Consider the following 25,554-nt stretch of genomic DNA (forward strand, 5'->3'; position numbering starts at 1 on the left):
TGCGTGCCGCAGACATTGCCCCAATCGGTGCTGTATTGCTGCGATCACAACGCGGTCCGGTCCCCCATGGCCGAGGGGATCATGAAAAAGTTCTATGGCTCGGACACCTATGTGCAGTCGGTCGGCGTGAAAAGCGATCTTGAGATCGACGGCTTTGCCATCGCGGTCTGCGCCGAGATCGGGGTAGAGCTGGCGCGCCACCGCAGCCGCAGTTTCGAGCAGTTGCAGGAATGGGGCGACGACCTGTCGGCGTTCGATCTGGTGGTGGCGCTGTCGCCGGCCAGCCAGCGGCAGGCGCTGGAACTGACGCGGGTGTATCACCTCGAGGTCGAGTACTGGCCGATCATGGACCCGACGGGCCTGGGCGAGACGCGCGAGGCCAAGCTGGCCGCCTATCGCCAGAGCCGTGACCAGATCGTGGCGCATCTGACCCGGCGCTGGGGCCCGCCGCGTCTGGGCTGATCCGGTTCAGCGAAACGCGGGCCCGTGCGCCCAGACCGTCAGCGAATGGCGCGCGCCTCGGGTGACCGGGGTGACACGGTGCAGCAAATAGCTGCCGAACAGCGTGGCGCTGCCCTGCGTGCGCTTGGCGGTTGCGACATTGGCCGAGGGCATCACCTCGAGCGCGCCGCCGTCGTAGGCATCGGCGGGCGACAGTTGCACCACGAAGGTCAGCTTGCGTTTGCGCGCCAGCATCGCGTCGCCAATGTCGGCGTGCCAGTCGAAATGCCCCTCTCGCTCGGCTCCGTAGCGGGCGACCTGCGGGCTTTCGGCGAATTCCGTCAGGTCGAAACCGAAGGCATCGCGATTGGCCGAGCGCACCACGTCGATGATCCGGTCCATCACCCAGCCGGTGCCCGGCACATCGTCCAGCCAGACCAAGTCGGCGCGGCGCAGGTTGTGATCGCGCATCTGCCCCACCAGCCGGGCATCCTGTGCGCTGTGCCCCGATGCTGCCGCGACGATGGCGGCGCATTCGGCGGGTGTGAAGGCCGCTGTGACGGTGTGGATGTGGATCACGTGTGCTGCCCTGACATTCCTGCGATAGACGGGCTTAGCGCGAGGCGCAGGCCGTTGCTTGCCCGTTTTCGCCGTGCGCGTCGCTTTCGGGCTTTTCGTCGCGCGCGCCGGGGCCCATATCGGCGGGATGGAACAGGTGCTGGACATCGGCGGTTTTGAACAGGTGGCGCGCGAAACGGTTGCGGGCCTGCCTGCGCCCTTTGCGGCGTTGGCGCAGGATGTGGCGCTGCGCGTGGCCGACTGGCCGCCCGACGACATGTTGCGCGAGATGGAGATCGACGATCGGCTGGACCTGACCGGGCTGTATGATGGCATCCCGGTGACGGAAAAATCGGTCTGGGATCAGCCGATGGGGCCGGATGTGGTGTGGCTGTTCCGGCAGCCCATTCTGGCGGAATGGCGCGATCGGGGGGATGTGACGCTGGAGCGGTTGATCGCCCATGTCACCGTGCACGAATTCGCGCATCATTTCGGTTGGTCCGATGATGATATCGCCACCATCGACCGTTGGTGGGAGTGATCAAGCGCGGATGACCCAGCGTTTGTCGACCCAAAGGCCGCGAAAGTGCCGTGTAGGTGTCGATGCGCGCGAGAGCCCTTGTTCGGCCAGTGCCGTATCCACGGCCTCGAGAACGGCCTCGACGCGCTGGTCGATGTGGCGGGGCGCGATGAGCGCCGCCCAGCCGTCTTGAGGATGAAACAGCACCAAATCAAGCGGGCCATAGCCTGCAAGCATCGTCCGATGGCTGACCGCTGTCAGCGCGTCCCAGGGGATGGTGCGGTCGCGCAGCGTAACGCCCGCGCCATCAAAGTGAAGAACAGGCGGCTTTGCCTGCAACTCCCGCCAACCCCATACCCCGATCAGCAGCGCCAGCAGCAGGGGCGCGCCAATCGGTATCAAGGCTGCGGGGTGCCAAAGCTGCTCGATCCCGAAGCGCGCGATGGCAATAGTTGCGAACAGCGCCAGCGCCGCAAAAACCGCGGCGATCCCCAGCAGAATCCAGGCTGCCGCACGATAACGCCGAAGTGCCGTCATGACCGGTCGCGCCAGCCGTTGACGATGGGATAGCGCCGGTCCAGCCAGAACGCCTTTTTCGACAGGCGCGCGCCGGGGGCGGACTGGAACCGCTTGTATTCGCTGATATAGAGCAGGGTCTCGACCTTTTCGACGGTGGCGCGGTCGAACCCTTCGGCCACGCAATCGGCCACGCTGGCATCCTCGTCCACCAGAAGTTCCAGTATCCGGTCCAGCACGTCATAGGGCGGCAGGCTGTCGTCGTCGCGCTGATCGGGGCGCAGCTCGGCCGAAGGGGGCTTGTCGATCACGCGCGGGGGGATCACGGTGCCCGCAGGCCCCATCATCCAGTCGCGGTGCGTGTCATTGCGCCAGCGGCACAGGGCGAACACGCGTGTCTTGTAGACATCCTTGATCGGGTTGTAGCCGCCCGCCATGTCGCCATAGATCGTGGCATAGCCCACCGCGACCTCGGACTTGTTGCCGGTGGTCAGCAGTATTTCACCGAACTTGTTGGACAGCGCCATCAACAGCAGCCCGCGCAGGCGCGACTGAATGTTTTCCTCGGTCAGGTCGGGACTGGTGCCCTGAAACAGCGGGGCCAGCGTGTTGGTGATCGCCTGCCGCCCTTCGGCAATGGGCACGAAATCATAGCGGCAGCCCAAGTTTTCGGCCACGGCCCTGGCATCGTCAAGCGAGGCTTCCGAAGTGTATTCCGATGGCAGCATGACGCAGCGCACGTTCTGCGGCCCCAGCGCATCGGCGGCGATGGTCGCGACGATGGCACTGTCGATGCCGCCCGACAGGCCCAGCAGCACCTTTTTGAACCCGGTCTTGGCCATGTAGTCGCGCAGGGCCAGCACCATGACGTGGTAATCCTGCTCCATCGTGTCGGGAATATGTGCCAGCGGGCCCTGCTCGATCCGCCAGCCATCGGGGGTGCGGGTCAGGTCGAGATGCTGAATCGCCTCGGCCATCACGGGCATCTGCAGCGCCAGCGCCCCGCCGGGGTTCAGCGCAAAAGAGCCGCCATCGAACACCTGGTCATCCTGCCCACCCACAAGGTTGAGGTAGATTGCCGGCAGACCCGTCTCCACCACGCGTGACACCATCACGTTCTGCCGCATCTCCATCTTGTTGCGGAAATAGGGCGAGCCGTTGGGCACCAGCAGGATCTCGGCGCCCGTCTCGGCCAGGGTTTCGGAGACATCCTCGTACCAGGCATCCTCGCACACCGGGCTGCCGATGCGCACGCCGTTGATCACGTAAGGGCCGGTCACATCGCCGGCCTCGAACGTGCGTTCCTCGTCGAAGACGTTGAAATTGGGCAGGTGGTGCTTCAGCACCTCGGCCTTGATCTGACCGTCTTGCAGGATGTAATAGGCGTTGTGCAGGCGCACACCGTCCAGAGTGGGGCCGCCGATGGCCATGGCGGGGCCGTCCGCGCACTCGACCGCCAACTGCCGGATGCGGGTGATCGCGGTCTGATGGAACACCGGTTTCAGGATCAGATCCTGCATGTTGTAGCCGGTGATGAACATCTCGGGCAGGGCCACCAGATCGGCCCCTGCGTCGCGCGCTGCACGCCAGGCGGTCAGTGCCTTCTGGGCATTGCCCTCGATATCGCCCACGGTGGCGTTCAACTGGGCCAAAGTGATACGAAACCGGTCGGCCATCTGCTGCATTCCCCTGCCTGTTCTGAAGGTGATGTAACAGATCGCGGACAAAGGAAAAGGGCAAGCGCCCGCGCCAAGTCGCCCACCGGGCCAAAAGGCGTTGCGACACACCGGTGGCTTCTTTAGATTTCCGCCAAGCGCAACAGGCAGGCGCCGGGGGCAAGGCAGGAATGCAGACCATGACGATCAGCACCGCGAAATTGGCATATCTGGCATTGGGCATCGCACTGGCGACGGCCCAACCCGCCCTGGCGCAGGATGACAGCCAGACCAAGGAATATGACGATGGCGGCGTCTACGAGGGCGAATTCCGCAACGGGGTACAGCACGGGCAGGGCACCTATCGCCTGCCAAACGGCTACGAATACACCGGCGAGTGGGTCGATGGCGAGATTCGCGGCAAGGGCGTGGCGCGGTTTCCCAACGGCTCGGTCTATGAGGGCGAGTTCGAAAAGGGCAAGCCGCATGGCGTCGGCCGGATCGTGTTCTCTGATGGCGGCACCTTCGAGGGCGACTGGGTCGAGGGGCAGATCACCGGACGCGGCGTGGCGGTCTATGCCAACGGCGTGCGCTACGAAGGCGGGTTTCGCAACGCCATGCATCACGGTCAGGGCACGATGGAATCGCCCGGCGGCTATGTCTACGAGGGTGACTGGGTCAATGGCGTCAAGGACGGGCGCGGCACGATCACCTATCCCGACGGCTCGGTCTATGACGGCGAGATGGTGCGCGGCGCCCGCGAGGGGCGCGGCACCCTGACCCTGCCCGACGGTCTGATCTACGAGGGCGACTGGCGCGGCGGGCAGATGACCGGGCAGGGCAAGCTGACCCAGCCCAATGGCGATGTCTATGAAGGGGCTTTCGTGTCGGGCCGGCGCGAGGGGCTGGGCAAGCTGACCTATGCCAACAGCGATGTCTACGAGGGCGAGTTCGACGACGATCGCCGCCACGGGCAGGGTGTGTTCACCGGGACCGACGGGTACCGCTACGAGGGCAACTGGGTCGCGGGCCAGATCGAGGGGCAGGGCAAGGTCACCTATCCCGACGGCTCGGTCTACGAGGGTCAGTTCCGCAACGATCTGGCCGATGGCGAGGGCAAGATCACCTATCCCGACGGCTCGACCTACGAAGGCCAGTGGCGCGCGGGCGTGATCGAGGGGCAGGGCAAGGCGGTCTATGCCAACGGTCTGGTCTATGAGGGCGCCTATCGCGAGGCCAAGAACCATGGGTTCGGCGTGATGACCTATCCCGACGGCTACCGCTACGAGGGCGAGTGGCGCGAGGGCCAGCGCCACGGCGAGGGCCGCGCGATCTATCCTGACGGCACGATCTACGAGGGGCAGTTCGCAGATGGACAGCGCGCCGGGATGGGCACGATCACCATGCCGGACGGGTTCAAGTACGTAGGCGAGTGGCAGGCGGGCGAGATCGCCGGGCAAGGCGTGGCCACCTATGCCAATGGCGATGTCTACGAGGGCAATTTCAGCGCGGGCAAGCGGCAGGGCGAGGGCACCATGCGCTATGCCAGCGGTGAAGAGGAAAGCGGCACCTGGGAAAACGGCGCGCTGACGCAGCAGTGAGCTGCGGGTGCGCGCCTGGCCGTTGCAGCATGGAAAAATGAGCGCGGCGTTGCCGCGCGCCCNGCGGCGGTTTTCGGGCCGGTCACGTGTTTGGCGCGGCGGGTGCCTCCGGCGGGAGTTTACCTGGCAAGATGAAGCAGCGGACCGGTCAGGAAAACGGATCGTCGTGATAGCTGACACCTGACAGGTAGAGCCCCTGCGGCGGGCAGACCGGGCCGCAGGCGGCGCGGTCGCGGGCGGCAAGGGCGTGTTTGACATCCTCTGGCTGCCAGTGGCCTGTACCCACCCGTTCCAGCGTGCCGACGATGGAGCGGACCTGGTTGTGCAGGAAGGACCGCGCGCGCAGGCGAAAGTGGATTTCCGGGCCGTTGAGTCCCGGGGCGGTTTCGATCGTGATGTCGTCGAGCGTTTTCACCGGGCTGTTGGCCTGACAAATGGTGGAACGGAAGGTGGTGAAATCATGATGCCCGATCAGATGCGCGGCACCGGCGCGCATCGCGTCGAGATCGAGCGGGGATTTGACCTGCCAGACGCGCCCGGCCTCGTGCGTGGCGGGGGCGCGGCGGGCCAGCAGGCGGAACAGGTAGCGCCGTTCGGTGGCCGAAAAGCGCGCGTGCCAGTCCTCGGCCACCTCTGCGGCGGCGGTGATCGCGACAGGCAGGGGTTTGAGGTGGTAGTTGAGCGCCTCGGACAGGCGGTACGCCCCCCAGTCGCGGGAGGTGTCGCAATGGGCCACCTGCGCCAGCGCATGCACGCCGGCATCTGTGCGCCCGGCCCCCTGAATGCGGTGCGGCCCCGGCTCCAGCCGGGCAAGGGCGGATTCGATGGCTCCCTGCACCGAGGGGTGATCGGTCTGCCGTTGCCAGCCCGCGAAGGGCGCGCCGTCATATTCGATTTTCAGGGCATAGCGGGGCATTGCGCGATCCTGTGGGCGGTCGTGTTTTCGCGCCTTATGCAACAGGGTCGGGCAGGGGTCCAGCCTGTGGTCTAGAACGCATCGACATAGCGGGGACCGGGTTTGGCGGGGCCTGCGGTGGCCAGCACGCGGTCGATCGCATCGGCTGTGTCGGCAGGGTCGATCACCGCGTCGAACTCCAGCAGGCTGGCGGCGTTGAGGGCGCGGCCGCGGGCGTAAAGCTGATCGACGAGGCGGTGGAACTCGGCCTCGCGCTCCTGCGGGTCGGTGATGGCGGCCAGATGATCGCGGTGGCCCAGCCGGACCGCGCCTTCAAGGCCCATCGCGCCAACCTCGCCCGTGGGCCAGGCGCAGCACAGTTGCGGGCGGTCGAACCCGCCGCCGGCCATGGCCATCGCGCCCAGGCCATAGGCCTTGCGCAGGATCACCGTGACGAGGGGTTGGCTGAAATGCGCGCCTGCCAGAAACAACCGCGAGACATGGGCGACCTGACCTGCCGCCTCGACCTGCGGACCGACCATGAAGCCCGGCGTGTCGCAGAGCGTGACCATGGGCAGGCCCCAGGCATCGCAGAGTTGCAGGAACCGCGCGCCCTTGTCGGCGGCGGAGGGATCGATGGCCCCACCCAGATGCAGCGGGTTGTTTGCCATCAGCCCAACGGCGCGGCCCCGGATGCGCGCGACCCCGGTGATCAGCCCCGCCCCGAAGTCGCGGCGCAATTCCTGAAACGTGTCGGGATCGGCCAGCGTGGCGATGGCCGCGCGCATGTCATAGGCGCGGGTGCGGTCGGGCGGGACGGCGTGGCGCAGGGCATCTGCATCCGTTTGGGGGGCGTCGGCGGGCTGTGGCAGGGCCAGCAGGGTCTTGGTGGCGGCAACCGCCGCGGCCTCGTCCGCAACAGCCAGGTCGATCACGCCATTGGCGGTCTGCACCTCTGCGGGGCCGATTTCGGTGGCGGCAACCGTGCCCAGCCCGCCGCCTTCGATCATCGCGGGGCCGCCCATGCCGATATGGCTGTCCGTCGTGGCGATGCGCAGGTCGCACACCCCGAAGAGGGCCGCGTTGCCGGCAAAGCAATATCCCGTCACGATGCCGATCTTTTGCCCCCTGTGGGCGGCGAAATGGCGAAACGAGGTGACGTTGAGCCAGGCCGCCATGATGTCGGCCACATCGGTATCGTTGGGCCGCCCGCCGCCGCCTTCGGCAAAGAGCACGATGGGCAGGTTGGCGCGCGCGGCGACCTCGATCAGGCGGTCCATCTTGCGGTGATGGTTGAACCCCTGGGTGCCCGCCAGAACGGTGTAATCCACCGCCATGGCGGCGACTGGCCGCCCGCCCACGGTGCCGGTGCCGCAGATGATGCCATCGCCCGGTGTGCGCGCCTGAAGATCGGCCAGAGGCCGCGTGCCGCGTTGCGCGGCCACGGCCAGCGCGCCGTATTCGGTAAAGCTGTCGTCGTCGAACAGATCCGCGATATTCTCGCGCGCGCTGCGCTGGCCGCGTGCGTGGCGCCGGGCCATCGCGTCAGGCCGGGCCGCGTCGTCCAGCAGGGCCATGCGGGCGGTGAATTCGGCCATGTCGGGGCGGGCGGTGTCGTCCGTGCCGGCGGCAGCCGCAGCCACATCGGCCGGCTCCAGCGTCATCAGCGGTGTTCCCGGCCCCACCTCGTCGCCCGGGCTGACATGCACCGTGACAACGCGTGCCCCGAACGGCGCGCGGATGTCGTGGCGCATCTTCATCAACTCGGTGGTCAGCAGCACGGCACCTTGGGCCACGGTGTCGCCCGGTGCGGCGTGCAGGTCCGCGATGATCGCGGCCCCGTCGGCGGTGATCGTGGTCATGGGTGTCTCCGGCGGGTCAGGTTACAGGTCGCGGGCGATGGCGCGCAGCTGGAACTTCTGGATCTTGCCGGTCGATGTCTTGGGCAATTCCTGAAACACCACCTTTTTCGGGGTCTTGAAGCCCGCCAGCCGCTCGCGCGCATAGGCGATCAGCGCGGCCTCGTCGCCGGTGCGCCCGTCCTTGAGTTCGACAAAGGCGCAGGGCACTTCGCCCCATTTTTCATCGGGCTTGGCCACCACGGCGCAGAGCAGCACATCGGCATGGCCCATCAGCACGCCCTCGACCTCGACGCTGCTGATGTTCTCGCCGCCCGAGATGATGATGTCCTTGGCCCGGTCGGCGATCTGCACATAGGTGTTGGGGTGCTGCACGGCGAGATCGCCGGAATGGTAGTAGTCGCCGGCAAAGGCCTCGGCGGTGGCGGTGGGGTTCTTGAGATACCCTTTCATCACGCCGTTGCCGCGAAACACGATTTCGCCCTGCGTGGTGCCATCCATCGGCACCGGCTGGTTGCGGTCGTCCCAGACCTGCACCGGCTCCATGAAGGGCATGGCCACGCCCTGCCGGGATTTTACCGCCGCGCGGTCGGCCCCCTGCAACCCGTCCCATTCGGATTGCCATGTGCATTCGGTGGCGGGGCCATAGGTTTCGGTCAGGCCATACACGTGCGTCACGTTGAAGCCCATCGGTTCGATCGCGGCCAGCGTTGCGGGGGCCGGGGGGGCGCCTGCGGTGAACACCTCGACCAAGTGATCGAAATCGCGGCGCTGGTTGGCGGGCGCATTGATCAGCGTGTTCAGCACGATGGGCGCGCCGCCGAAATGCGTGGCCTTTTCATCGGCGATGGCGTCGAAGATGGGTTTGGCCGCGATGTCGCGACAGCAGATCAGCGTGCCGCCGACCACGGGCATCATCCATGTGTGGCACCAGCCGTTGCAGTGAAACAGCGGCACGATGGTCAGGTAGCGCGGATGCAGCGTGATGCGCCAGCTTATCACCTGTCCCATGGCGTTCAGATGCGCGCCGCGGTGGTGATAGACCACGCCCTTGGGCCGCCCCGTGGTGCCCGAGGTATAGTTGAGCGCGATGCTTTCCCATTCGTCCTGCGGCATGATCCAGGCGAAGTCGGGATCGCCGGTGTCCAGCAGCGCCTCGTACTCCATGTAATGGCCGTGGGCATGGACGCCCGCGTGATCGTCGGCCACCTCGATCACGATGGGGGCGGCCCCCTCCATCCGGTCGATGGCTTCGGCGGCCATGGGCAGGAATTGCGGATCGCACAGCAGCACGCGCGCCTCGCCATGGTCGAGGATATAGGTCACGGTGTCGGCCTCGAGCCGGGTGTTGATCGTGTTCAGGACCGCGCCGCAGGCGGGTACGCCGAAATGCGCTTCGGCCTGGGCGGGGATGTTGGGCAGCAGGGTCGCCACCACGTCGCCCGGACGCACCCCCAGCTTGACCAGCGCCGAGGCCAGCCGGGTGACGCGGGTGTGATACTCGGCATAGGTCATGCGGTGGGGGCCATAGACCACCGCCTCGTGCCCGGCAAAGACCTGGGCCGCGCGATGCAGAAAGGACAGCGGCGTGAGCGGCACGTAATTCGCCGCGCATTTGTCCAATCCTGTCTCGTCCCTCATCCAGCCCATGGTTTTTCCCCCTCGCAAGAATATTTCACTGGCTTGCCGCCCAAGGCGCAGAGTATTGCGCGTTGTGGGCAAATGAAAAGGGCCGGAATGACGGAAAATCAAAATGCCCCGGTGGCGTCGGCGCTGTGGATGCTGGGGGCGATGGTCATCATCGGCTTCATCGACAATTTCGTCAGCGTCATCGCGCGCGAAATGGGGCTGTGGCAGTTCCTGATCCTGCGCGGGCTGATCGCGGTGCCGCTGGTCTGTGCGCTGTCATGGACGGGGCTGGGCACGGTCTGGCCGCGCCGCTGGCGGCCGGTTCTGGGGCGCGGGGTGGTCCTGACGCTGGCGATGCTGTGCTACTTCGGGGCGCTGGGGATCATGCCGATCGCCCAGGGGCTGGCGGGGATGTACACCGCGCCTATCTTTGTGCTGCTGCTGGGCTGGGCCTTTCAGGGGCAGGGGTTCGGCGCGTGGCGCGCGATGGCCGTGCTGTTGGGCTTTGGCGGCGTGCTGCTGGTGCTGCAACCCGATGGCGGGGGCCTGTCGGGCTGGCTGATCCTGCCGGTGGCGGGGGGTGCGTTCTATGCCATGGCGGCGCTGGCCACGCGGGCCTATTGCACGGGCGAAAGCACCATGTGCCTGCTGGTCTGGATGCTGGTGATCCAGATCATCGCCTCGGGTGCGGTGCTGTGGGGGTTGAGCCTTGGCGGGGTGACCGAAGGCAGTTTCCTGACGCGCGGCTGGGTCTGGCCCGTGACCGAGAGCTGGGGGCTGATCTGGTTGCAGGCCGTGGGGTCGGTGGCGGGCGTGTTCGGCATCATCCGGGCGTATCAACTGGCCGAGGCCAGCCATGCCTCGGTCTTCGAGTATTCGGTGATGATCTGGGGGCCGCTGTTCGGCTGGCTGCTGTTCGGGCAGGTGTTGGGGCCGTGGCAGGGCCTTGGCATTGCGCTGATCATCCTGGCGGGGCTGCTGATCGCGTGGCGCGGGCACCGGCTGGTGGTGCCCGATCCGGTGTAGCGCGGACTTGTGGCGCGCGCGGGCGGGTCTATGGTGGCGGGCATGATCCTGTCGCGTGGCCGCAAGTACCTGTTCATCCACATCCCCAAGACCGGGGGCACCGCGCTGGCGCTGGCGCTGGAGGCCCGCGCGATGAAGGATGACATCATGCTGGGCGACACGCCCAAGGCGCGGCGGCGGCGCGGGCGACTGAAGGATGTGCAGGCGGCGGGGCGGTTGTGGAAACACGCGACACTGGCCGATCTGGATGGGTTGGTGACCCGCGAGGAACTGCCGGGGCTGTTCGTCTTTACGCTGGTGCGCAATCCCTGGGACCGGATGGTCAGCTATTACCACTGGCTGCGCGGGCAGGGGTTCGATCACCCGGCGGTGCGGCTGGCCAAGAGCCTCGATTTCGCGGCGTTCCTGGCGCATCCGCAGACGCAGGCCAGCATCCGCGCCAATCCCGCGCGCGCCTATGTCACCGATGCCGCCGGCGTGGAGCGGTGCGATGCCTTTGTCCGGCTGGAGCATTTCGAGGCGGATGCCGCCCCGCTGGTGGCGCACCTGGGCTTTCCGCTGGTGCTGGACCGGGTGAACGAAAGCGCGCGCGCCCGCGACTGGCGCGGGTTCTATGACGATGCCACGGCAGCACTGGTGGCCGATCTGTGCGCCGAGGATATCGCGCGGTTCGGCTATACCTTCGACCCCTGAGCACAAGGAAACCGCCCCCAAGGGGGCGGTTGCAGGGTTCGCACGGGCCGTTGGCCCGTGCGGTTTTGGGGGCGCTGCCCCCCCTTGGGCCTTGCGGCCCAATTCCCCCCCGGAGTTTATCCGGCAAGATGAAGGGGGACCGGCGCCTTATGCGGCCTTGTCGGCCTGTGTGCCGAAGCGGCCATAGAAGGTTTCGCCCTTGTCGGCCATCTCGCGCAGCAGCGGCGGGCAGGTGAAACGGTCGCCAAAGGCGGCCTGCAACTGGTCGCACCGCTCGGCGGCGTATTCCGCGCCCAGGATGTCGAGCCAGCTGAACGGACCGCCCGACCACGGCGCAAAGCCCCAGGCGAGGATCGCGCCGACGTCGCCTTCGCGGATGTCCATCAGCACGCCCTCTTCCAGCGCGCGCACCGCTTCGAGCACCTGCGCGAACATCAGGCGGTGCTGCACCTCGGTCAGGTCGGGCTGGGTGTCGAGCGGCGGGTACTTGTCGGCCAGACCGGGCCAGTAGCCCTGCCGCTTGCCGGCATCGTCATAGGTGAAGAAGCCGGCGTTGGCCTTGCGTCCCATGCGGCCCTCGCCCTCCATCCAGAAGATGATCTCGTCGACCTCGGCATCGGGATAGGCGTTGCCCATCGCGGCCTTGGTGGCGCGGGCGATCTTGGCGCCGAGGTCGATCGAGGTTTCATCGACCAGTTGCAGCGGCCCGACCGGAAAGCCCAGCATGCGCGCGGCCTGATCGATCATCGCGGGGGCGACGCCCTCCTGCACCATGCGCATGCCTTCGTTGATGTAGGGAATGATGCAGCGGTTGCAGTAGAAGAACCGCGCGTCGTTCACCACGATCGGCGTCTTGCGGATTTGCCGCACGTAATCCAGCGCCTTGGCGGTGGCGCGGTCGCCGGTCTGGTCGCCCTTGATGATCTCGACCAGCAGCATCTTTTCGACGGGCGAGAAGAAGTGGATGCCGATGAACTGCTCTGGTTTGTCGGATGCCTTGGCCAGTTCGGTGATCGGCAGGGTCGAGGTGTTGGAGGCATAGATGCAGTCGGGGCCGACGGCGGCCAGCGCCTTTTTGGTGACCTCGGCCTTGACGCCGATATCCTCGAACACGGCCTCGATGATCAGGTCGCAGCCGTCCAGCGCGGCATAATCGGTGGTGGGGGTGATCAGGCCCAGCATCTGTGCCTTCTTGTCCTCGGTCACCTTGCCGCGCTTGATGCCCTTGTCGAGATAGGTTTCGGTATAGGCCTTGCCCTTGTCCGCCGCCTCTTGCCTGGCGTCGATCAGCACCACCTCGATGCCGGCCTGCGCGCTGACCAGCGCGATGCCCGCGCCCATCATGCCGGCGCCCAGAACGCCCAGTTTCCTGACGCGCTGATCGGGGGCCTCGGGGCGGTTGGCACCTTTCTCAAGCGCCTCCTTGTTGAGAAACAGCGAGCGGATCATCGCCGAGGAGCTTGGGTTCATCAGCACGTTGGTAAACCAGCGCGCCTCGATCTTGAGTGCTGTGTCAAACGGCACCAGCGCGCCTTCGTAGACGGCCGACAGCAGCGCCTTGGCGGCAGGAAACGCGCCCTTGGTCTTGCCATGCACCATCGCCGATGCGCCGACGAAGGTCATGAAACCCGCCGGATGGTAGGGCGCGCCGCCGGGCATCTTGTAGCCCTTGGCATCCCAGGGCTTGACCAGATCGGCCTCCCTGGCGGCCAGCACCCAGTCGCGCGCGGCGGCCACGGGGTCAGCGACCACCTCGTCGATGATGCCTGCACCCTTGGCTTTTTTCGGATCCAGCAGCTTGCCCTCGAGCAGATAGGGGCTGGCGGCCATCGCCCCCAGCTTGCGCACCATCCGCGTGGTGCCGCCAGCACCGGGGAAGATGCCGACCATGATTTCGGGCAGGCCGATCTTGGCCTTTGGATTGTCGGCGGCAAAGATGCGGTGCGTGGCCAGCGGCAGTTCCAGACCGATGCCCACGGCGGTGCCCGGCAGGGCGGCGGCGATCGGCTTGCCGCCCTTCTTGGTCTTGAAGTCCATGCCTGCCAGCTCGATCTTGCGCAGCAGGGCGTGCATCTGCATGATCCCGTCGAACAGGCCCTGTGCCGGGCTGTCGCCGGCCTGCGCCTTCATTTCCGCCAGCACGTTCAGGTCCATCCCGCCTGCGAAATCGGGCTTGGCCGAGGTGATCACGATGCCCTTGACGGCATCATCGGCGAGTGCGTCGTCGATACAGCTGTTCAGCTCTTCCAGCGCCTCGCCGGTCATCACGTTCATCGACTTGTCCGGGCAATCCCAGGTGATGGTGGCAATGCCGTCGGCATCCTTTGCAATGGTAAAATCGGTCATGGTTGTCATCCTGTTGACGGGGTCAGCGGTCGTGAAAACGGTCATCCACGATGTCCGCGCGCCCCAAGGTCCAGTTGATATGCCCCAGCGACGAGCGCAGGATGGCGATGCGCCACTCTGCCCCCTCGGGCTGGAGCACGAATTGCGTCTTGAACGGATCGACGATGCGCTGGGCGTGGCGCAGCATGTTGGTTTCCACCGTCACCTCGATCCGGTCAGGCTCGATCTCGGCGATGCCAAGAACCTCGCGCACGATATCGGTGACACCCTGGATCAGGATCGCATCGCGATACAGCTGCCAGTCCTTGCGCAGCGCGTCGTCATCGGCCAGCACATAGGGCACCCCGCCGCGCGGCTCGACCCGCAGGGGCAGCAGGAAAGCCGACCTGTAGGTGTCGTACTTTCCCTCCAGCAACCCGCTGGTGATGCGTTCGGCGATCTGCTCGAAACCGGCCTGATCCATGGGGCCTATACCCGCTCGATGATCGTGGCGGCCCCCATGCCCGAGGCGATGCAGAGCGTGGCCAATCCGGTGCTTTTGCCGGTCCGCTCAAGCTCGTCCAGCAGGGTGCCGATGATGATGGCCCCGGTGGCACCCAGCGGGTGGCCCATGGCGATTGAACCGCCGTTGACGTTGACGCGGTCGGTGTCCACGTCGAACGCCTGACAGAACCGCAGCACGACGCTGGCAAAGGCCTCGTTCACCTCGAACAGGTCGATGTCGCCGATGGACATGCCGCTGTCGCGCAGGATCTTTTCGGTGGCAGGCACCGGGCCGGTCAGCATGATCGTGGGGTCGGTGCCGATCTTGGCGGTCTGCACGATGCGCGCGCGAGGGGTCAGCCCGTATTTCTCGCCGAACGCCTTCGAGCCGACCAGAACCCCGGCCGAGCCATCGACGATCCCGCTGGAATTGCCCGCGTGATGGATGTGGTTGATCCGCTCCAGATGCGGGTACTTCATCAGCGCGATCGCATCGAAGCCAGGCATGGTCTCGCCCATGTCCTTGAAGGCAGGCTTGAGCGCGCCCAAGCTTTGCATGTCGGTGCCCGGGCGCATGTATTCGTCGTGATCCAGGATGCTCAGGCCGTTCTGGTCCCGGACCTCGATGATGGATTTTCCGAACCTCTTGTCGGCCCAGGCGGCGGCGGCGCGTTTCTGCGATTCGACCGCCAGCGCATCCGCCTGATCGCGGGTAAAGCCGTATTCGGTGGCGATGATGTCGGCGCTGATGCCCTGCGGCACGAAATAGCTGTCCATCGCGACGGTCGGATCGACGGCCATCGCCGCCCCGTCGCTGCCCATGGCCACGCGGCCCATCATTTCGACCCCGCCGGCGATATAGGCATCGCCCGCTCCGCCGCGCACCTGGTTGGCGGCAAGGTTCACCGCCTCCATGCCCGAGGCGCAAAAGCGGTTGATTGCCAGACCGGGGATCGATTCATCCAGATCCGAGGCCAGAACGGCGGTGCGCGCAAGGCAACCGCCCTGTTCCATCACCTGTGTGACATTGCCCCAGATCACGTCCTCGACCGCGTGGCCATCCAGCCCGTTGCGGTTCTTCAGCGCGTTCAGCACCTGCGCGGACAGCCGCACCGATGTGACCTCGTGCATGCTGCCGTCGGGGCGGCCCTTGCCGCGCGGGGTGCGCACGGCGTCATAGATATAGGCTTCGGTCATCGTTGTCTCCTTTGTCAGGCCCGATCCGACGGCTTGCCGGGCATCAGGTCATAGGGGTGTTTCCAGCCGTTCAGCGCTTCGATGTTGGACATCCAGCGATCGATATTGGCCCAGTCGGCGCGCACGAACCCGAACGGCTCGGGGTAGAAGAGGTAGCCGCAGCAGGAAAAATCGGCGTTGGTGGCCCCGTCGCCCACGATCCAGTCGCGCCCCGCAAGGTGGGTGTCCAGCGTCTGGTAGGCAGATTTCAACCGGCCCTGGTTAAAGCCGATCACCTCTTTGGGCTGCCTGTCCTCGGGCAGGAAATTTATCAGGAACCGCGTCATCCCGGCCATCGAGGACAGCTTGTGATTGTCCCACAGGACCCAGCGCAGAACCTCGTACTTCTGATCCGGCATGCCACCGAACTTGCCCGATTTCTCGGTGACATAGGCCTGGATCGCGCCCGATTGTGTCAGGCGCATGTCGCCGTCGATCAGCACCGGCGCCTCGCCCATCACGTTGATCGCGCGGTATTCGGGGCTGCGGGTGGTGCCGCCGAAAAAGTCGACAAAGACCGGCTCCCACTCCAGCCCCGACAGTTCCAGCGACAGCGCCGCCTTGTAGGCGTTGCCCGATTCCCCGAAGCAATGCAGCTTGATCGTCATTTCGTTCCTCCCTTTGGCTGAGGGCGGAATGGGGGTTTTGCACCCCCACACCCCCGCAGAGTTTACCTGGCAAGATGAAGTTGGACGCCTTTACCCACCATTAACCTTAACCACCCTATCCTGACCTTGCATGGCAGACTGGAGAGTTGCGCCATGTGCAAGGTGACGCCCCGTTCCCGGCCGGATGCGAAGTCGCCAGTGCCGGGGGCGGGGTGGACCCCCTGCTTCATCTTGCCAGATAAACTCCCGCCGGAGGCTCCCGCACTCTCGGCCCGCACGTTCATCAGCGTTTTCTCCCGTCCAGTTCGGAATTGAACAGCCGCAGGCGATGGCTGAACGTGTCCTCGTCGATCACGCTGTCGAAATGCTCGAACAGGAACGACAAAGCCTCGCCCTCGTCCAGACCGGCCTCGCGGGCAAAGCGTTTCAGGCGGCGATAGCCATCTTCGGTCATGGCAACCGGAAACCGGCGGGTCAGGCGGAAACGTTTGGGCATCGGACCTCTCGGGGCAGCAGGTGTAGGGTGGGTGCCAACCCACCCTGCGCTCAGAAATTCGCGGCCTCAAGCTCCATCACGGTATCCGCGCCGGAATTGATCCGGGCGAGGTGCAGCGCGGTGGCGGGCAGGCGGCGGGCCATGTAGTAGCGCCCGGTGGCCACCTTGGTGCGGTAGAACGCCTCGTCCTGCGTGCCGGCCTCCAGCGCGGCATGGGCGGCCTTGGCCATCTCGGCCCACATCAGCCCAAGGCAGACGTGCCCGAACAGGTGCATGAAGTCATACGATCCGGCCAGCGCCGCATTGGGGTTCTTCATCCCGTTCTGCATGAAGAACATGCCGGCTGCCTGAAGATCCTTTGACGCCGCTTTCAGCGGATCAAGGAAATCGGCTTTCAGCGCCTCGTTGCCCTCGTTGTCCTTGAGGAAGGTCTTGACCAGGTCAAAGAACGCCATCACGTGCTTGCCACCGTCCTGCGCCAGTTTGCGGCCCACAAGGTCGAGCGCCTGCACGCCGTTGGCGCCTTCGTATATCATCGCGATCCGGGCGTCGCGGGCGTATTGCGACATGCCCCATTCCTCGATGTAGCCATGCCCGCCATAGACCTGCTGGGCGAGAATGGTCATGTCAAAGCCTTCGTCGGTCAGAAAGCCCTTGATCACCGGGGTCATCAGGCTGATCAGCCCGTCGGCATCCGCGTCCGTGTTGCGATGCGCCCGGTCGATCAGGTACGCGCCCCACAGCATGAAGGCGCGCGCGCCTTCGGCAAAGCTTTTCTGGTCCATCAGCGAGCGGCGGATGTCGGGATGCACGATCAGCGGATCGGCCGGGCCATCGGGGTTTTTCGTGCCGGTCACGTCGCGGCCCTGCAGGCGGTCCTTGGCATAGTCCAATGCGTTCTGATACGCCACGTCGGCCTGCGCCAGACCCTGCATGCCCACGCCGATCCGCGCCTCGTTCATCATGGTGAACATCGCGCGCATGCCCTTGTGCTCTGCGCCCAGCAGATACCCGGTGGCCCCGTCATAGTTCATCACGCAGGTCGAGTTGCCGTGGATGCCCATCTTTTCCTCGATCTTGCCGCAGGTGACGCCGTTGCGCGCGCCAAGGCTGCCATCCTCGTTGACCAGGAACTTGGGCACGATGAACAGCGACACGCCCTTGATGCCCTCGGGGCCGCCGGGAATTTTTGCCAGCACCAGGTGGATGATGTTGTCGGCCATGTCATGCTCGCCGGCCGAGATGAAGATCTTCTGCCCGGTGATGCTGTAGCTGCCATCGTCCTGCGGTTCGGCCTTGGTGCGCATCATGCCCAGATCGGTGCCGCAATGCGGCTCGGTCAGGTTCATCGTGCCGGTCCAGTCGCAGCTGACCATCTTGGGCAGATAGGTGTCTTTCTGTTGCTCTGTACCATGCGCCAGGATGGCCGAGGCCGCGCCATGGGTCAGGCCCTGATACATGGTGAACGCCTGATTGGCGGCGGAAAAGAACTCGCCCACCGCCGTGCCGATCACATAGGGCATGCCCTGACCGCCGTATTGCTCGGGCATGTCCAGCCCCGGCCAGCCGCCTTCGCGGACCTGATCGAACGCCGCCTTGAACCCGGTGGGGGTGCGCACGACGCCGTTTTCCATGTAGCAGCCCTCGGTATCGCCGACTTGGTTCAGAGGCGCCAGCACGCTCGAGGCCAGCTTGCCCGCCTCTTCCAGAATGGCCGAGGTGAAATCGGCCTCAAGCTCGGAATATCCGGGCACGTCCTGCGAGGTGATCTTCAACACGTCATGCAGAATGAACTGCATGTCCTTCACGGGGGCGGTATAGCTTGGCATCTGTCTCTCCCTAAGGTCGGTGACGCGCCGCGATCACTCGGCGGCGCGGGTCTGGTTCTTTTGCGAGGCGATGATCTTTTCGCCCCACTTCATCTGTTCCTGCAAATCCGCGATCGCGGTGTCCAGCTCGTCGCGCTGGCGGATCAGGTCATCCAGCCGCTGCTGGGCAATTTCATAGGTGCGCGACAGCTGCGTCTGCTGCTGGTCGCCCACGTGATACAGGTCCAGCAACTGCCGGATCTCTTCAAGGCTGAAGCCAAAGCGCTTGCCGCGCAGGATCAGTTTCAGTCGCGCCCGGTCGCGCCGGGTGAACAGCCGTTTCTGGCCGTCCCGGATCGGGAACAGCAGTTCCTTGGCTTCGTAGAACCGCAAGGTGCGGGGCGTCACGTCAAAGGCGTCGCACATCTCGCGGATGGTCATGGTCTTGTCGGTCATTTCAATCACTCTCGGGGCTGATGTCATGACGCTCACCTGTTCTGGTTGCAGCAGCGTTACAACAGGGAATCAAGTTGACGTAAGCGGTACGTCACGTCACTTTCATGCTTGACGTAAGATCAGGTCGCGTCAACCGGTCTGCCGCGCAACTTCGTTACCCTTGCGTCAGGCGCGCGCGGATGTCCGGGTCAGGGAAACCTGACCCTTTGGGCGTCTCAGAAGGATGTGGATCAGCCCAGCCCCAACGCGCGGGCCGTTTCGCCGCGCAGGGCGCGCAGCTCTTCCAGCGCCTCTTCCAACTGGGCCTTCTGCTCGGCCAGTTCCACCAGTTGCCGGTCGGCCATGTCGATCCAGGCGTGCATCTGCGCCTCCGTGCCCTCTTTTTCACGGATCAGCAGCCATTGGCGGATATCTTCCAGCGGAAAGCCGAACCTGCGACCGCGCAGAATCAGGGTCATGCGTGCGCATTCCTTGGCACCATAAACGCGCGACCTGCCTTCGCGTTCGGGCGACAGCAGTTCGATGTATTCGTAATAGCGAAGGGTGCGCGGCGTCACATCGAACTTCGCGCACATTTCCTTGAATGTCAGTCGGATCTCGGACATCTGGCCTCCCCTCCGCGTCGGGGCGACATTACTCCCGTGAACCGTGGCGTCAATGCCGCAGCGTCAGTTCCGAATACACCCCGTCCCGGGGACGCCGGATGCGGCGTGCCGATCCACCTTTCAGGCGCCAAGGCGTCGGGTCTGCGCGATCCTCCGGGGTGGGTCATGCAATTGCAAGTGGCTATCACTTGCACAGATTGCCCTTGCAGCGCGGCGTCCAAGCCCGAATAACGCAAGGGTTACACAGACACCGAAGGGGCAGGGCAGATGGACAAGGTCAGGATGGCGCGCCAGTTCACCGAGGCGATCCCCCATGCCAAGGCGCTGGGGATGCAATTCACCGATATCGGCGATGGCACGGCGGAAATGCGCATGCCCTATGATGAACGCTTCGTCGGCGATCCCGAAACGCGGGTCATTCACGGCGGCGCGGTCTATGCGCTGCTGGATACCACCTGCGGGGCGGCGGTGATCTCGCATCCCGCCAACCCCGGGGCCACCGCCACCATCGGCCTGCGCATCGACTACATGCGCGCCGCCACGCCGGGGCAGGCGATCCGCACGCGTGCCACCTGCTATCACCTGACGCGCACAGTAGCCTTTGTGCGCGCCGAGGCGCTGGATGACGACGATGAGAACCCGGTCGCCACCGCCACCGGCACCTTTACCGTGGAGGGCGTGAAATGAGCCGTAGACGCCCCGACCCCGTGCAGGTTGTCAAGCAACGCCGCGACGACGCGCTGGCCGCGCTGGTGAACGGTGTGCCCTACAGCAAGTTCCTGGGCATCTCCTTCGATCGGCGGGGGGATGAGCTGACCGGCGTGCTGTCCTATGACGACAAGCTGATCGGCAACCCGCTGCTGCCCGCGCTGCATGGCGGTGTGACGGCGGCGTTTCTCGAGGTGACGGCGGTGATCGGCCTCAGCTGGTCAGTGCTGTGGGAAGAGCTGGAGCGTGGCGAGCTTGACCCCGACGAGCTGATCTCGGGCCACCTGCCGCGCCTGCCCAAGACGATCGATTTCACCGTCGATTACCTGCGCTCGGGTCTGCCGCGCGACGCCTATGCGCGGGCCAAGGTCAACCGTTCGGGGCGGCGCTATGCCTCGGTGCATGTCGAGGCATGGCAGGACAACCGCGCACGCACGTATGCGCAGGCCACGGGCCATTTCCTGATGCCCCGCCGGGATGGATGAGGCCGCCCGACCGCTGACCCATGGCCGCGTGCTCAGGATCGCGGTGCCGATCCTGCTGGCCAATGTCACCGTGCCGATCCTGGGCGCGGTGGACACCGCCGTCGTGGGCCAGCTGGGGCAGGCCGCCCCGATCGGGGCCGTCGGCGTGGGGGCGGTGATCCTGTCCGCTGTCTACTGGATCTTCGGCTTCCTGCGCATGGGCACCACCGGGCTGACCGCGCAGGCGCTGGGGCAGGACAACGCACCCGAGGTCGCGGCCCTGCTGACCCGCGCGCTGGCCATCGGGTTTGCGGGGGGCGCGCTGCTGATTGTGCTGCACCCGGCGATCCTGCTGGGCGGGTTCGCCGCCGCGCCGGCCAGTGCCGAGGTCGAGGATCTGGCCGCCACCTACATGCGCATCCGCATCTGGTCGGCCCCCGCGGCCATCGCCGTCTTCGGCATCACCGGCTGGCTGATCGCGCAGGAGCGCACCGCCGCGGTGCTGGTGCTGCAACTGTGGATGAACGGGCTGAACGTGGGGCTGGACCTGTGGTTCGTGCTGGGCCTTGGCTGGGGCGTGGGCGGCGTGGCCACCGCCACCGCGCTGGCCGAATGGTCGGGCCTTGCGCTGGGGCTCTGGCTGTGCCGCGCGGCCTTCGGCGTGCCCGCCTGGCGCGACTGGGCGCGTGTGTTCGACGGTGCGAAACTCAAACACATGGCGGCGGTGAACGGCGACATCCTGATCCGCTCGGCCCTGTTGCAGGCCATCGTCGTGTCGTTTCTGCTGCTGGGCGCGCGGTTCGGCGATGTGACGCTGGCCGCCAATCAGGTATTGCTGCAGTTCCTGAACATCACCAGCTACGCCATGGACGGCTTCGCTTTTGCCGCCGAGGCGCTGGTGGGCCACGCGGTCGGTCGGCGCTGCGTGGCGCTGGTGCGCCGGGCGTCGCTGATGGCCAGCTTCTGGGGCGTGGTCACGGCGCTGCTGATGGCGGCCGGCTTTGCGCTGCTCGGTCCCGTCCTGATCGACACCATGACCACGGCCCCGCTGGTCCGGGCCGAGGCGCGCGCCTTTCTGCCCTGGCTGGTGGCCGCCCCGCTGCTCAGCCTGTGGCCCTTCATGCTCGACGGTATCTTCATCGGGGCCACCCGCACCGCCGACATGCGCAACATGATGGCGCTGTCGGCCGTGGTCTATGCTGCTGCCGTTGCGCTTCTGATCGGGCCGCTGGGCAACCATGGCCTGTGGCTGGCGCTGCTGATCTCCTTCGCGGCGCGCGGCGTGACCCTCGGGCTGCGCTACCCCGCGCTGGAGCGCGCGACGGGCAGGGCATAGCACACCCCGGTCCCCTTCATCTTGCCAGGTAAACTCTGGGGGGTCGTCATTGTCGCGCCATTGGTCCGAGAGACATTGACGGCGGGGCAACGGCCCCCAGCCGGTCGGATCGGCAACGCCGATCCGAAACCCCTTACAAAAGCGCCAGCACCGCCTCGGGCGGGCGACCGATCACGGCACGGCCCGCCGCTATGGCGACCGGTCGCTCGATCAGCCGGGGATGCGCGGCCATGGCGGCAAACAGCGCGTCATCATTGGCCCCGGCCAGTGCCAGATCGCGAAACTCGGCCTTGCCCCGGCGCAGCATCTCGGCCACCGGGCGAGTCAGCAGGGCATGAACCCGGCGCAGTTCCGCCTCGTCCGGCGCGTCCTCCAGATAGCGGCGCACCTGCACCTCGGCCCGGCCTTCCAGCAGCGCCAGCGCCGCGCGCGATTTCGCGCAGCGCGGATTGTGCCACAGCGTGATCACAGCCAGTCCTCGCGCCCCGTGCCCACCGCATCCGCCACGGTGGCAAACCCGTCCCGCGCCAGCAGATCATCCAGCCCGCGCGCGATGCGCCCGGCCAGCGACAGCCCTTCAAAGACCAGCGCGGTGTAAAGCTGCACCGCCGATGCGCCTGCCCGGATCTTGGCATAGGCCTGCTCTGCCGATCCCACGCCGCCCACGCCGATCAGCGGCATCTGCCCGTCGGTCAGCACGCTCAGCCGTGCCAGAACGCGGGTCGAGCGGTCGAACAGCGGCGCGCCCGACAGCCCGCCGGCCTGATCCTTTTGCGCGTCGGTCAGCCCCTCGCGCGACAGGGTGGTATTGGTGGAGATGATCGCATCCACCCCGTTCGCGCGGGCCACATCGGCCACCTCCGACAGTTCGGCATCCGACAAATCCGGCGCGATCTTCAGGAACACCGGGATGCGGCGCGGCAGCCAGTCGCGCGCCTCCATCACGCCGGCCAGCAGCGCGGCCAGCGCCTCGGCCCCCTGCAATTCGCGCAGGCGTTCGGTATTGGGCGAGGACACGTTGACCGTGGCAAAGTCCAGATGCTTGCCGCAATGGGCCAGCACACGGGCGAAATCCTCGGCCCGGTCGGCGCTGTCCTTGTTCGCCCCAAGGTTCAGCCCCAGCACCATGCCCCTGGGGCGCTGTGCCAGACGGGCGGCAATCGCCTCCATCCCGTCGTTGTTGAAGCCGAAACGGTTGATCGCGGCGCGATCGGGCACCAGCCGGAACAGGCGCGGGCGCGGATTGCCTGCCTGCGGGCGCGGCGTGGCTGCCCCCACCTCGACAAAGCCGAAACCAGACCGCGCCAGGGGCGCCAGCGCGACCGCGTTCTTGTCAAACCCGGCGGCCAGCCCCACGGGGTTCGGCAGCTCCAGCCCCGCTACAACAGTTTTCAAGCGAGGTGAGGTCACAACACCCGGCAGCGGTACCAGCCCTGCGCGCAAGCCCGCCAGCGCCAGACCATGCGCGCGCTCGGGATCGACCCGGCGCAGGGCGGCCAGCCCCAGCCGTTCCAGCGTGCTCATGCCACGCCCGCGGGAAACTGGTGCACCCCGTCATGCAGGGGCAAAGGCGCCGACCATGCCACATCGTCAAATTGCATTTCGCGGTACAAATGCGGGAACAGCGCGCCACCGCGTGACGGCTCCCATACCAGCGCCTCGCCCATGGTGTCGGCCTCGCAGGCGACCAGCACCAGCGCATCTTCTCCGGCGAAGTGTTTTGCCGCGGTCTCGGCCACTGTCGCGGCGGTCGAGAAATGCACGAAGCCATCGGCCAGATCGACCGGCGCGCCACGGGTCTTGCCCGCCTCGGCCAGCTCTGCCCATTCATCGGCGCGGAATATCTTGTAAATCAGCATGCGCGCTTGTTGCCCGCCCTTGCCCGCGCGGTCAAGCCACCATGACGGACCTTGCAACAGGCTTTGACAGGTGGCCTTGGGCGCGGCACCATGACTGTCATTCAATTTTTCCAGTAGGATCTGATATGCGCACTTCATTTCTCTTTGCTGCCATTCTGGCGCTGACCGCCGGGATTTCGCAGGCCGACACCACGTTGACCATCCTGCATACCAACGACATGCACGCCCGGTTCGAGCCGATCAACCGTTTTGACAGCACCTGCCCGCCCGAGGACAACGCCGCAGGCGAATGCTTCGGCGGCATCGCCCGGCTGGCCACCGCCATCGCGCAGGCGCGGGCCGAACAGGGCGCAACGCTGCTGGTCGATGCGGGCGATCCGTTTCAGGGCACGCTGTTCTACACCTACTACAAGGGCCAGATGGCCGCCGAGATGATGACCGGGCTGGGATACGAGGCGATGGCTGTCGGCAACCATGAATTCGACGACGGCCCTGCGGTGCTGCGCGACTTCGCCGATGCCGTGCCCTTTCCGCTGCTGATGGCCAATGCCGATACCGGGGCCGAGGCCGATCTGGACGGGGCCACCCGCAAATCCGTGGTCATCGAAAAGGACGGCATGCGGCTGGGCCTGATCGGGCTGACCCCCCAGAACAACGGTGAACTGGCCAGCCCGGGGCCCAACATCGTCTTCACCGACCCGGTTCAGGCCACCCAGGCCGAGATCGACCGGCTGACCGCCGACGGCGTGACCCGGATCATCCTGCTGTCGCATTCGGGGATCGAGGTTGACCGCCGCGTCGCGCGCGAAACCGCCGGGCTGGACGTGATCGTGGGCGGGCACAGCCACACGTTCCTGTCCAACACGGACGACAGCGCCGATGGTCCCTATCCGCTGATGGAGAACGGCGTCGCGCTGGTGCAGGCCTATGCCTATGGCAAGTATCTGGGCCAACTGACCGTCACCTTTGACGATGCGGGCCGGGTGACGCAGGCCACGGGCGATCCGATCCTGCTGGATGCGACGGTGGCCGAAGACCCGGACTATGTTGCGCGCGTGGCAGAACTGGCCGAACCGCTGGAAGAAATCCGCAACCGCGTGGTGGCCGAAACCGCCGAGGCGATAGACGGCGACCGTGGTGCCTGCCGTGCGGGCGAATGCCTGATGGGCAATCTGGTGGCCGATGCGATGCTGGCGCGGGTGCGGGATCAGGGCATTCAGGTCGCGCTCCAGAACGGGGGTGGCTTGCGCGCCTCGATCGACGCAGGCGCGGTGACGATGGGCGAGGTGCTGACGGTGCTGCCGTTCCAGAACACGCTGTCCACCTTTCGGGTGACGGGGGCGACCCTGCTGGCCGCGCTGGAAAACGGGTTCAGCCAGATCGAGGATGGCGCGGGCCGCTTCCCGCAGGTGGCCGGGCTGCGCGTGGTCTTTGATCCGCATGCCGCACCGGGCAGCCGTGTCGTGTCGGTCGAGGTGGCGGGCGAGGACGGGTTCGCCCCGCTCGATCCCGACGCGGTCTATGGCATGGTGTCCAACAACTATGTGCGGGGCGGCGGCGACGGCTATGCCATGTTCGCTACGCAAGCGCGCGATGTCTATGATTTCGGCCCGGATCTGGCGGATGTGCTGGCCGAGTATCTGGCCGAAAACACGCCCTATCAGCCATACCTCGACGGGCGCATCGCGGCGCGGTAGGTGTGGCGGGACAGGCGGGCACCCCTGCAGGCCTCCGCCACCCACATATAGACAGGACG

General features: G+C 66.1%; 26 protein-coding genes. 9 read left to right on the plus strand and 17 right to left on the minus strand.

The window, feature by feature from the left end:
• Positions 1 to 3: 3 nt before the first annotated feature.
• Entirely contained in the window at positions 4 to 462 is a 459-nt protein-coding gene (locus ACFTOW_RS00490; RefSeq protein WP_379911971.1) for an arsenate-mycothiol transferase ArsC, read from the plus strand.
• 6 nt (positions 463 to 468) lie between these two features.
• Here ACFTOW_RS00490 and ACFTOW_RS00495 read toward each other — a convergent pair whose 3' ends face one another.
• On the minus strand, positions 469 to 1,020 hold the full coding sequence (locus ACFTOW_RS00495) for a 2OG-Fe(II) oxygenase (RefSeq protein ID WP_379911973.1): 552 nt from the start codon (positions 1,018 to 1,020) through the stop codon (positions 469 to 471).
• 127 nt (positions 1,021 to 1,147) lie between these two features.
• Between ACFTOW_RS00495 and ACFTOW_RS00500 the strand changes: the two genes are divergently transcribed.
• Entirely contained in the window at positions 1,148 to 1,540 is a 393-nt protein-coding gene (locus ACFTOW_RS00500) for a metallopeptidase family protein (RefSeq protein ID WP_379912056.1), read from the plus strand.
• Here ACFTOW_RS00500 and ACFTOW_RS00505 read toward each other — a convergent pair whose 3' ends face one another.
• Together ACFTOW_RS00505 and ACFTOW_RS00510 are read right to left on the minus strand one after the other, a co-directional pair.
• Positions 1,541 to 2,056 carry a hypothetical protein gene (locus tag ACFTOW_RS00505; protein ID WP_379911976.1) on the minus strand — a complete coding sequence of 172 codons (516 nt, stop codon included), beginning with the start codon at positions 2,054 to 2,056 and terminating at the stop codon, positions 1,541 to 1,543.
• On the minus strand, positions 2,053 to 3,711 hold the full coding sequence (locus ACFTOW_RS00510) for an NAD+ synthase (protein WP_379911978.1): 1,659 nt from the start codon (positions 3,709 to 3,711) through the stop codon (positions 2,053 to 2,055). The genes ACFTOW_RS00505 and ACFTOW_RS00510 overlap by 4 nt, the downstream gene beginning before the upstream one ends.
• 179 nt (positions 3,712 to 3,890) lie before the next feature.
• Between ACFTOW_RS00510 and ACFTOW_RS00515 the strand changes: the two genes are divergently transcribed.
• Positions 3,891 to 5,291: an MORN repeat-containing protein gene (locus tag ACFTOW_RS00515; RefSeq protein ID WP_379911980.1), complete on the plus strand. Its 1,401-nt coding sequence runs from the start codon at positions 3,891 to 3,893 to the stop codon at positions 5,289 to 5,291.
• Between the two features lie 148 nt (positions 5,292 to 5,439).
• On the opposite strand, the gene truA is transcribed toward ACFTOW_RS00515, so the two are convergent.
• From truA to ACFTOW_RS00530, 3 genes are all read right to left on the minus strand, one after another.
• Positions 5,440 to 6,207 (minus strand): tRNA pseudouridine(38-40) synthase TruA, encoded by a 768-nt coding sequence (gene truA / locus ACFTOW_RS00520; protein WP_379911982.1) that lies wholly within the window; start codon positions 6,205 to 6,207, stop codon positions 5,440 to 5,442.
• Between the two features lie 71 nt (positions 6,208 to 6,278).
• Complete coding sequence (locus tag ACFTOW_RS00525; protein WP_379911984.1) at positions 6,279 to 8,048, minus strand: carboxyl transferase domain-containing protein; 1,770 nt, start codon at positions 8,046 to 8,048, stop codon at positions 6,279 to 6,281.
• Positions 8,049 to 8,069: 21 nt separating this feature from the next.
• Entirely contained in the window at positions 8,070 to 9,695 is a 1,626-nt protein-coding gene (locus ACFTOW_RS00530; RefSeq protein WP_379911986.1) for an AMP-binding protein, read from the minus strand.
• A gap of 87 nt (positions 9,696 to 9,782) precedes the next feature.
• On the opposite strand from ACFTOW_RS00530, the gene ACFTOW_RS00535 reads away from it, so the two are divergent.
• Together ACFTOW_RS00535 and ACFTOW_RS00540 are read left to right on the plus strand one after the other, a co-directional pair.
• Positions 9,783 to 10,700 carry a DMT family transporter gene (locus ACFTOW_RS00535; RefSeq protein WP_379911988.1) on the plus strand — a complete coding sequence of 306 codons (918 nt, stop codon included), beginning with the start codon at positions 9,783 to 9,785 and terminating at the stop codon, positions 10,698 to 10,700.
• A gap of 42 nt (positions 10,701 to 10,742) precedes the next feature.
• Entirely contained in the window at positions 10,743 to 11,393 is a 651-nt protein-coding gene (locus tag ACFTOW_RS00540) for a Type II secretory pathway, pullulanase PulA (protein WP_379911990.1), read from the plus strand.
• Positions 11,394 to 11,540: 147 nt separating this feature from the next.
• Here the strand turns inward: ACFTOW_RS00540 and ACFTOW_RS00545 are convergent, their stop codons facing one another.
• The 8 genes from ACFTOW_RS00545 to ACFTOW_RS00580 form a co-directional block, all read right to left on the minus strand.
• On the minus strand, positions 11,541 to 13,739 hold the full coding sequence (locus tag ACFTOW_RS00545) for a 3-hydroxyacyl-CoA dehydrogenase NAD-binding domain-containing protein (RefSeq protein WP_379911992.1): 2,199 nt from the start codon (positions 13,737 to 13,739) through the stop codon (positions 11,541 to 11,543).
• Positions 13,740 to 13,761: 22 nt separating this feature from the next.
• A complete protein-coding gene (locus tag ACFTOW_RS00550; protein ID WP_379911994.1) occupies positions 13,762 to 14,202 on the minus strand; it encodes a hypothetical protein in 441 nt (146 codons plus the stop codon).
• 5 nt (positions 14,203 to 14,207) lie between these two features.
• On the minus strand, positions 14,208 to 15,419 hold the full coding sequence (locus ACFTOW_RS00555) for an acetyl-CoA C-acetyltransferase (RefSeq protein ID WP_379911996.1): 1,212 nt from the start codon (positions 15,417 to 15,419) through the stop codon (positions 14,208 to 14,210).
• Positions 15,420 to 15,433: 14 nt separating this feature from the next.
• A complete protein-coding gene (locus tag ACFTOW_RS00560; RefSeq protein WP_379911998.1) occupies positions 15,434 to 16,066 on the minus strand; it encodes a glutathione S-transferase family protein in 633 nt (210 codons plus the stop codon).
• 283 nt (positions 16,067 to 16,349) lie between these two features.
• Complete coding sequence (locus ACFTOW_RS00565; protein ID WP_379912000.1) at positions 16,350 to 16,562, minus strand: hypothetical protein; 213 nt, start codon at positions 16,560 to 16,562, stop codon at positions 16,350 to 16,352.
• 50 nt (positions 16,563 to 16,612) lie between these two features.
• Positions 16,613 to 18,391, minus strand: coding sequence for an acyl-CoA dehydrogenase C-terminal domain-containing protein (locus tag ACFTOW_RS00570; RefSeq protein WP_379912002.1), 1,779 nt, complete (start codon positions 18,389 to 18,391; stop codon positions 16,613 to 16,615).
• A gap of 33 nt (positions 18,392 to 18,424) precedes the next feature.
• Entirely contained in the window at positions 18,425 to 18,826 is a 402-nt protein-coding gene (locus ACFTOW_RS00575) for a MerR family transcriptional regulator (RefSeq protein ID WP_379912004.1), read from the minus strand.
• A 230-nt stretch (positions 18,827 to 19,056) separates the two neighbouring features.
• Positions 19,057 to 19,431, minus strand: coding sequence for a MerR family transcriptional regulator (locus ACFTOW_RS00580; protein ID WP_379912006.1), 375 nt, complete (start codon positions 19,429 to 19,431; stop codon positions 19,057 to 19,059).
• Between the two features lie 267 nt (positions 19,432 to 19,698).
• On the opposite strand from ACFTOW_RS00580, the gene ACFTOW_RS00585 reads away from it, so the two are divergent.
• Genes ACFTOW_RS00585 through ACFTOW_RS00595 form a run of 3 tightly spaced genes read left to right on the plus strand, consistent with a single transcriptional unit; the run spans position 19,699 to position 21,939 of the window.
• The gene (locus tag ACFTOW_RS00585; RefSeq protein WP_379912008.1) at positions 19,699 to 20,118 is read left to right on the plus strand and encodes a PaaI family thioesterase; all 420 of its coding nucleotides are present in this window, start codon (positions 19,699 to 19,701) and stop codon (positions 20,116 to 20,118) included.
• Entirely contained in the window at positions 20,115 to 20,624 is a 510-nt protein-coding gene (locus ACFTOW_RS00590; RefSeq protein ID WP_379912010.1) for a PaaI family thioesterase, read from the plus strand. Before ACFTOW_RS00585 ends, ACFTOW_RS00590 begins: the two co-directional genes overlap by 4 nt.
• A complete protein-coding gene (locus tag ACFTOW_RS00595) occupies positions 20,617 to 21,939 on the plus strand; it encodes an MATE family efflux transporter (RefSeq protein WP_379912012.1) in 1,323 nt (440 codons plus the stop codon). Before ACFTOW_RS00590 ends, ACFTOW_RS00595 begins: the two co-directional genes overlap by 8 nt.
• 133 nt (positions 21,940 to 22,072) lie before the next feature.
• Here the strand turns inward: ACFTOW_RS00595 and arsC are convergent, their stop codons facing one another.
• The 3 genes from arsC to ACFTOW_RS00610 are packed head-to-tail and all read right to left on the minus strand — an operon-like array spanning position 22,073 to position 23,798.
• A complete protein-coding gene (gene arsC, locus ACFTOW_RS00600) occupies positions 22,073 to 22,414 on the minus strand; it encodes an arsenate reductase (glutaredoxin) (protein ID WP_379912058.1) in 342 nt (113 codons plus the stop codon).
• Positions 22,405 to 23,463, minus strand: coding sequence for a quinone-dependent dihydroorotate dehydrogenase (locus tag ACFTOW_RS00605; RefSeq protein ID WP_379912014.1), 1,059 nt, complete (start codon positions 23,461 to 23,463; stop codon positions 22,405 to 22,407). The genes arsC and ACFTOW_RS00605 overlap by 10 nt, the downstream gene beginning before the upstream one ends.
• Positions 23,460 to 23,798, minus strand: coding sequence for a DUF952 domain-containing protein (locus tag ACFTOW_RS00610; protein ID WP_379912016.1), 339 nt, complete (start codon positions 23,796 to 23,798; stop codon positions 23,460 to 23,462). Before ACFTOW_RS00610 ends, ACFTOW_RS00605 begins: the two co-directional genes overlap by 4 nt.
• Before the next feature lie 125 nt (positions 23,799 to 23,923).
• On the opposite strand from ACFTOW_RS00610, the gene ACFTOW_RS00615 reads away from it, so the two are divergent.
• Positions 23,924 to 25,495 (plus strand): bifunctional metallophosphatase/5'-nucleotidase, encoded by a 1,572-nt coding sequence (locus ACFTOW_RS00615; protein WP_379912018.1) that lies wholly within the window; start codon positions 23,924 to 23,926, stop codon positions 25,493 to 25,495.
• Positions 25,496 to 25,554 lie beyond the last annotated feature (59 nt).

The organism is Lacimonas salitolerans (assembly GCF_042677865.1).
GTDB lineage: Bacteria > Pseudomonadota > Alphaproteobacteria > Rhodobacterales > Rhodobacteraceae > Lutimaribacter > Lutimaribacter salitolerans.

What these genes read in the sequence shown, in the direction of transcription:
- ACFTOW_RS00570 (WP_379912002.1), bottom strand. Translation starts at nt 18,391, where the DNA reads ATGCCAAGCTATACCGCCCCCGTGAAGGACATGCAGTTCATTCTGCAT.
- ACFTOW_RS00510 (WP_379911978.1), bottom strand. Translation starts at nt 3,711, where the DNA reads ATGGCCGACCGGTTTCGTATCACTTTGGCCCAGTTGAACGCCACCGTG.
- ACFTOW_RS00540 (WP_379911990.1), top strand. Translation starts at nt 10,743, where the DNA reads ATGATCCTGTCGCGTGGCCGCAAGTACCTGTTCATCCACATCCCCAAG.
- ACFTOW_RS00590 (WP_379912010.1), top strand. Translation starts at nt 20,115, where the DNA reads ATGAGCCGTAGACGCCCCGACCCCGTGCAGGTTGTCAAGCAACGCCGC.
- ACFTOW_RS00500 (WP_379912056.1), top strand. Translation starts at nt 1,148, where the DNA reads ATGGAACAGGTGCTGGACATCGGCGGTTTTGAACAGGTGGCGCGCGAA.
- ACFTOW_RS00505 (WP_379911976.1), bottom strand. Translation starts at nt 2,056, where the DNA reads ATGACGGCACTTCGGCGTTATCGTGCGGCAGCCTGGATTCTGCTGGGG.
- ACFTOW_RS00550 (WP_379911994.1), bottom strand. Translation starts at nt 14,202, where the DNA reads ATGGATCAGGCCGGTTTCGAGCAGATCGCCGAACGCATCACCAGCGGG.
- ACFTOW_RS00530 (WP_379911986.1), bottom strand. Translation starts at nt 9,695, where the DNA reads ATGGGCTGGATGAGGGACGAGACAGGATTGGACAAATGCGCGGCGAAT.
- ACFTOW_RS00565 (WP_379912000.1), bottom strand. Translation starts at nt 16,562, where the DNA reads ATGCCCAAACGTTTCCGCCTGACCCGCCGGTTTCCGGTTGCCATGACC.
- ACFTOW_RS00615 (WP_379912018.1), top strand. Translation starts at nt 23,924, where the DNA reads ATGCGCACTTCATTTCTCTTTGCTGCCATTCTGGCGCTGACCGCCGGG.
- ACFTOW_RS00585 (WP_379912008.1), top strand. Translation starts at nt 19,699, where the DNA reads ATGGACAAGGTCAGGATGGCGCGCCAGTTCACCGAGGCGATCCCCCAT.
- ACFTOW_RS00515 (WP_379911980.1), top strand. Translation starts at nt 3,891, where the DNA reads ATGACGATCAGCACCGCGAAATTGGCATATCTGGCATTGGGCATCGCA.
- ACFTOW_RS00535 (WP_379911988.1), top strand. Translation starts at nt 9,783, where the DNA reads ATGACGGAAAATCAAAATGCCCCGGTGGCGTCGGCGCTGTGGATGCTG.
- ACFTOW_RS00545 (WP_379911992.1), bottom strand. Translation starts at nt 13,739, where the DNA reads ATGACCGATTTTACCATTGCAAAGGATGCCGACGGCATTGCCACCATC.
- ACFTOW_RS00525 (WP_379911984.1), bottom strand. Translation starts at nt 8,048, where the DNA reads ATGACCACGATCACCGCCGACGGGGCCGCGATCATCGCGGACCTGCAC.
- ACFTOW_RS00560 (WP_379911998.1), bottom strand. Translation starts at nt 16,066, where the DNA reads ATGACGATCAAGCTGCATTGCTTCGGGGAATCGGGCAACGCCTACAAG.
- truA (WP_379911982.1), bottom strand. Translation starts at nt 6,207, where the DNA reads ATGCCCCGCTATGCCCTGAAAATCGAATATGACGGCGCGCCCTTCGCG.
- ACFTOW_RS00605 (WP_379912014.1), bottom strand. Translation starts at nt 23,463, where the DNA reads ATGAGCACGCTGGAACGGCTGGGGCTGGCCGCCCTGCGCCGGGTCGAT.
- ACFTOW_RS00575 (WP_379912004.1), bottom strand. Translation starts at nt 18,826, where the DNA reads ATGACCGACAAGACCATGACCATCCGCGAGATGTGCGACGCCTTTGAC.
- ACFTOW_RS00580 (WP_379912006.1), bottom strand. Translation starts at nt 19,431, where the DNA reads ATGTCCGAGATCCGACTGACATTCAAGGAAATGTGCGCGAAGTTCGAT.
- ACFTOW_RS00555 (WP_379911996.1), bottom strand. Translation starts at nt 15,419, where the DNA reads ATGACCGAAGCCTATATCTATGACGCCGTGCGCACCCCGCGCGGCAAG.
- ACFTOW_RS00595 (WP_379912012.1), top strand. Translation starts at nt 20,617, where the DNA reads ATGGATGAGGCCGCCCGACCGCTGACCCATGGCCGCGTGCTCAGGATC.
- ACFTOW_RS00610 (WP_379912016.1), bottom strand. Translation starts at nt 23,798, where the DNA reads ATGCTGATTTACAAGATATTCCGCGCCGATGAATGGGCAGAGCTGGCC.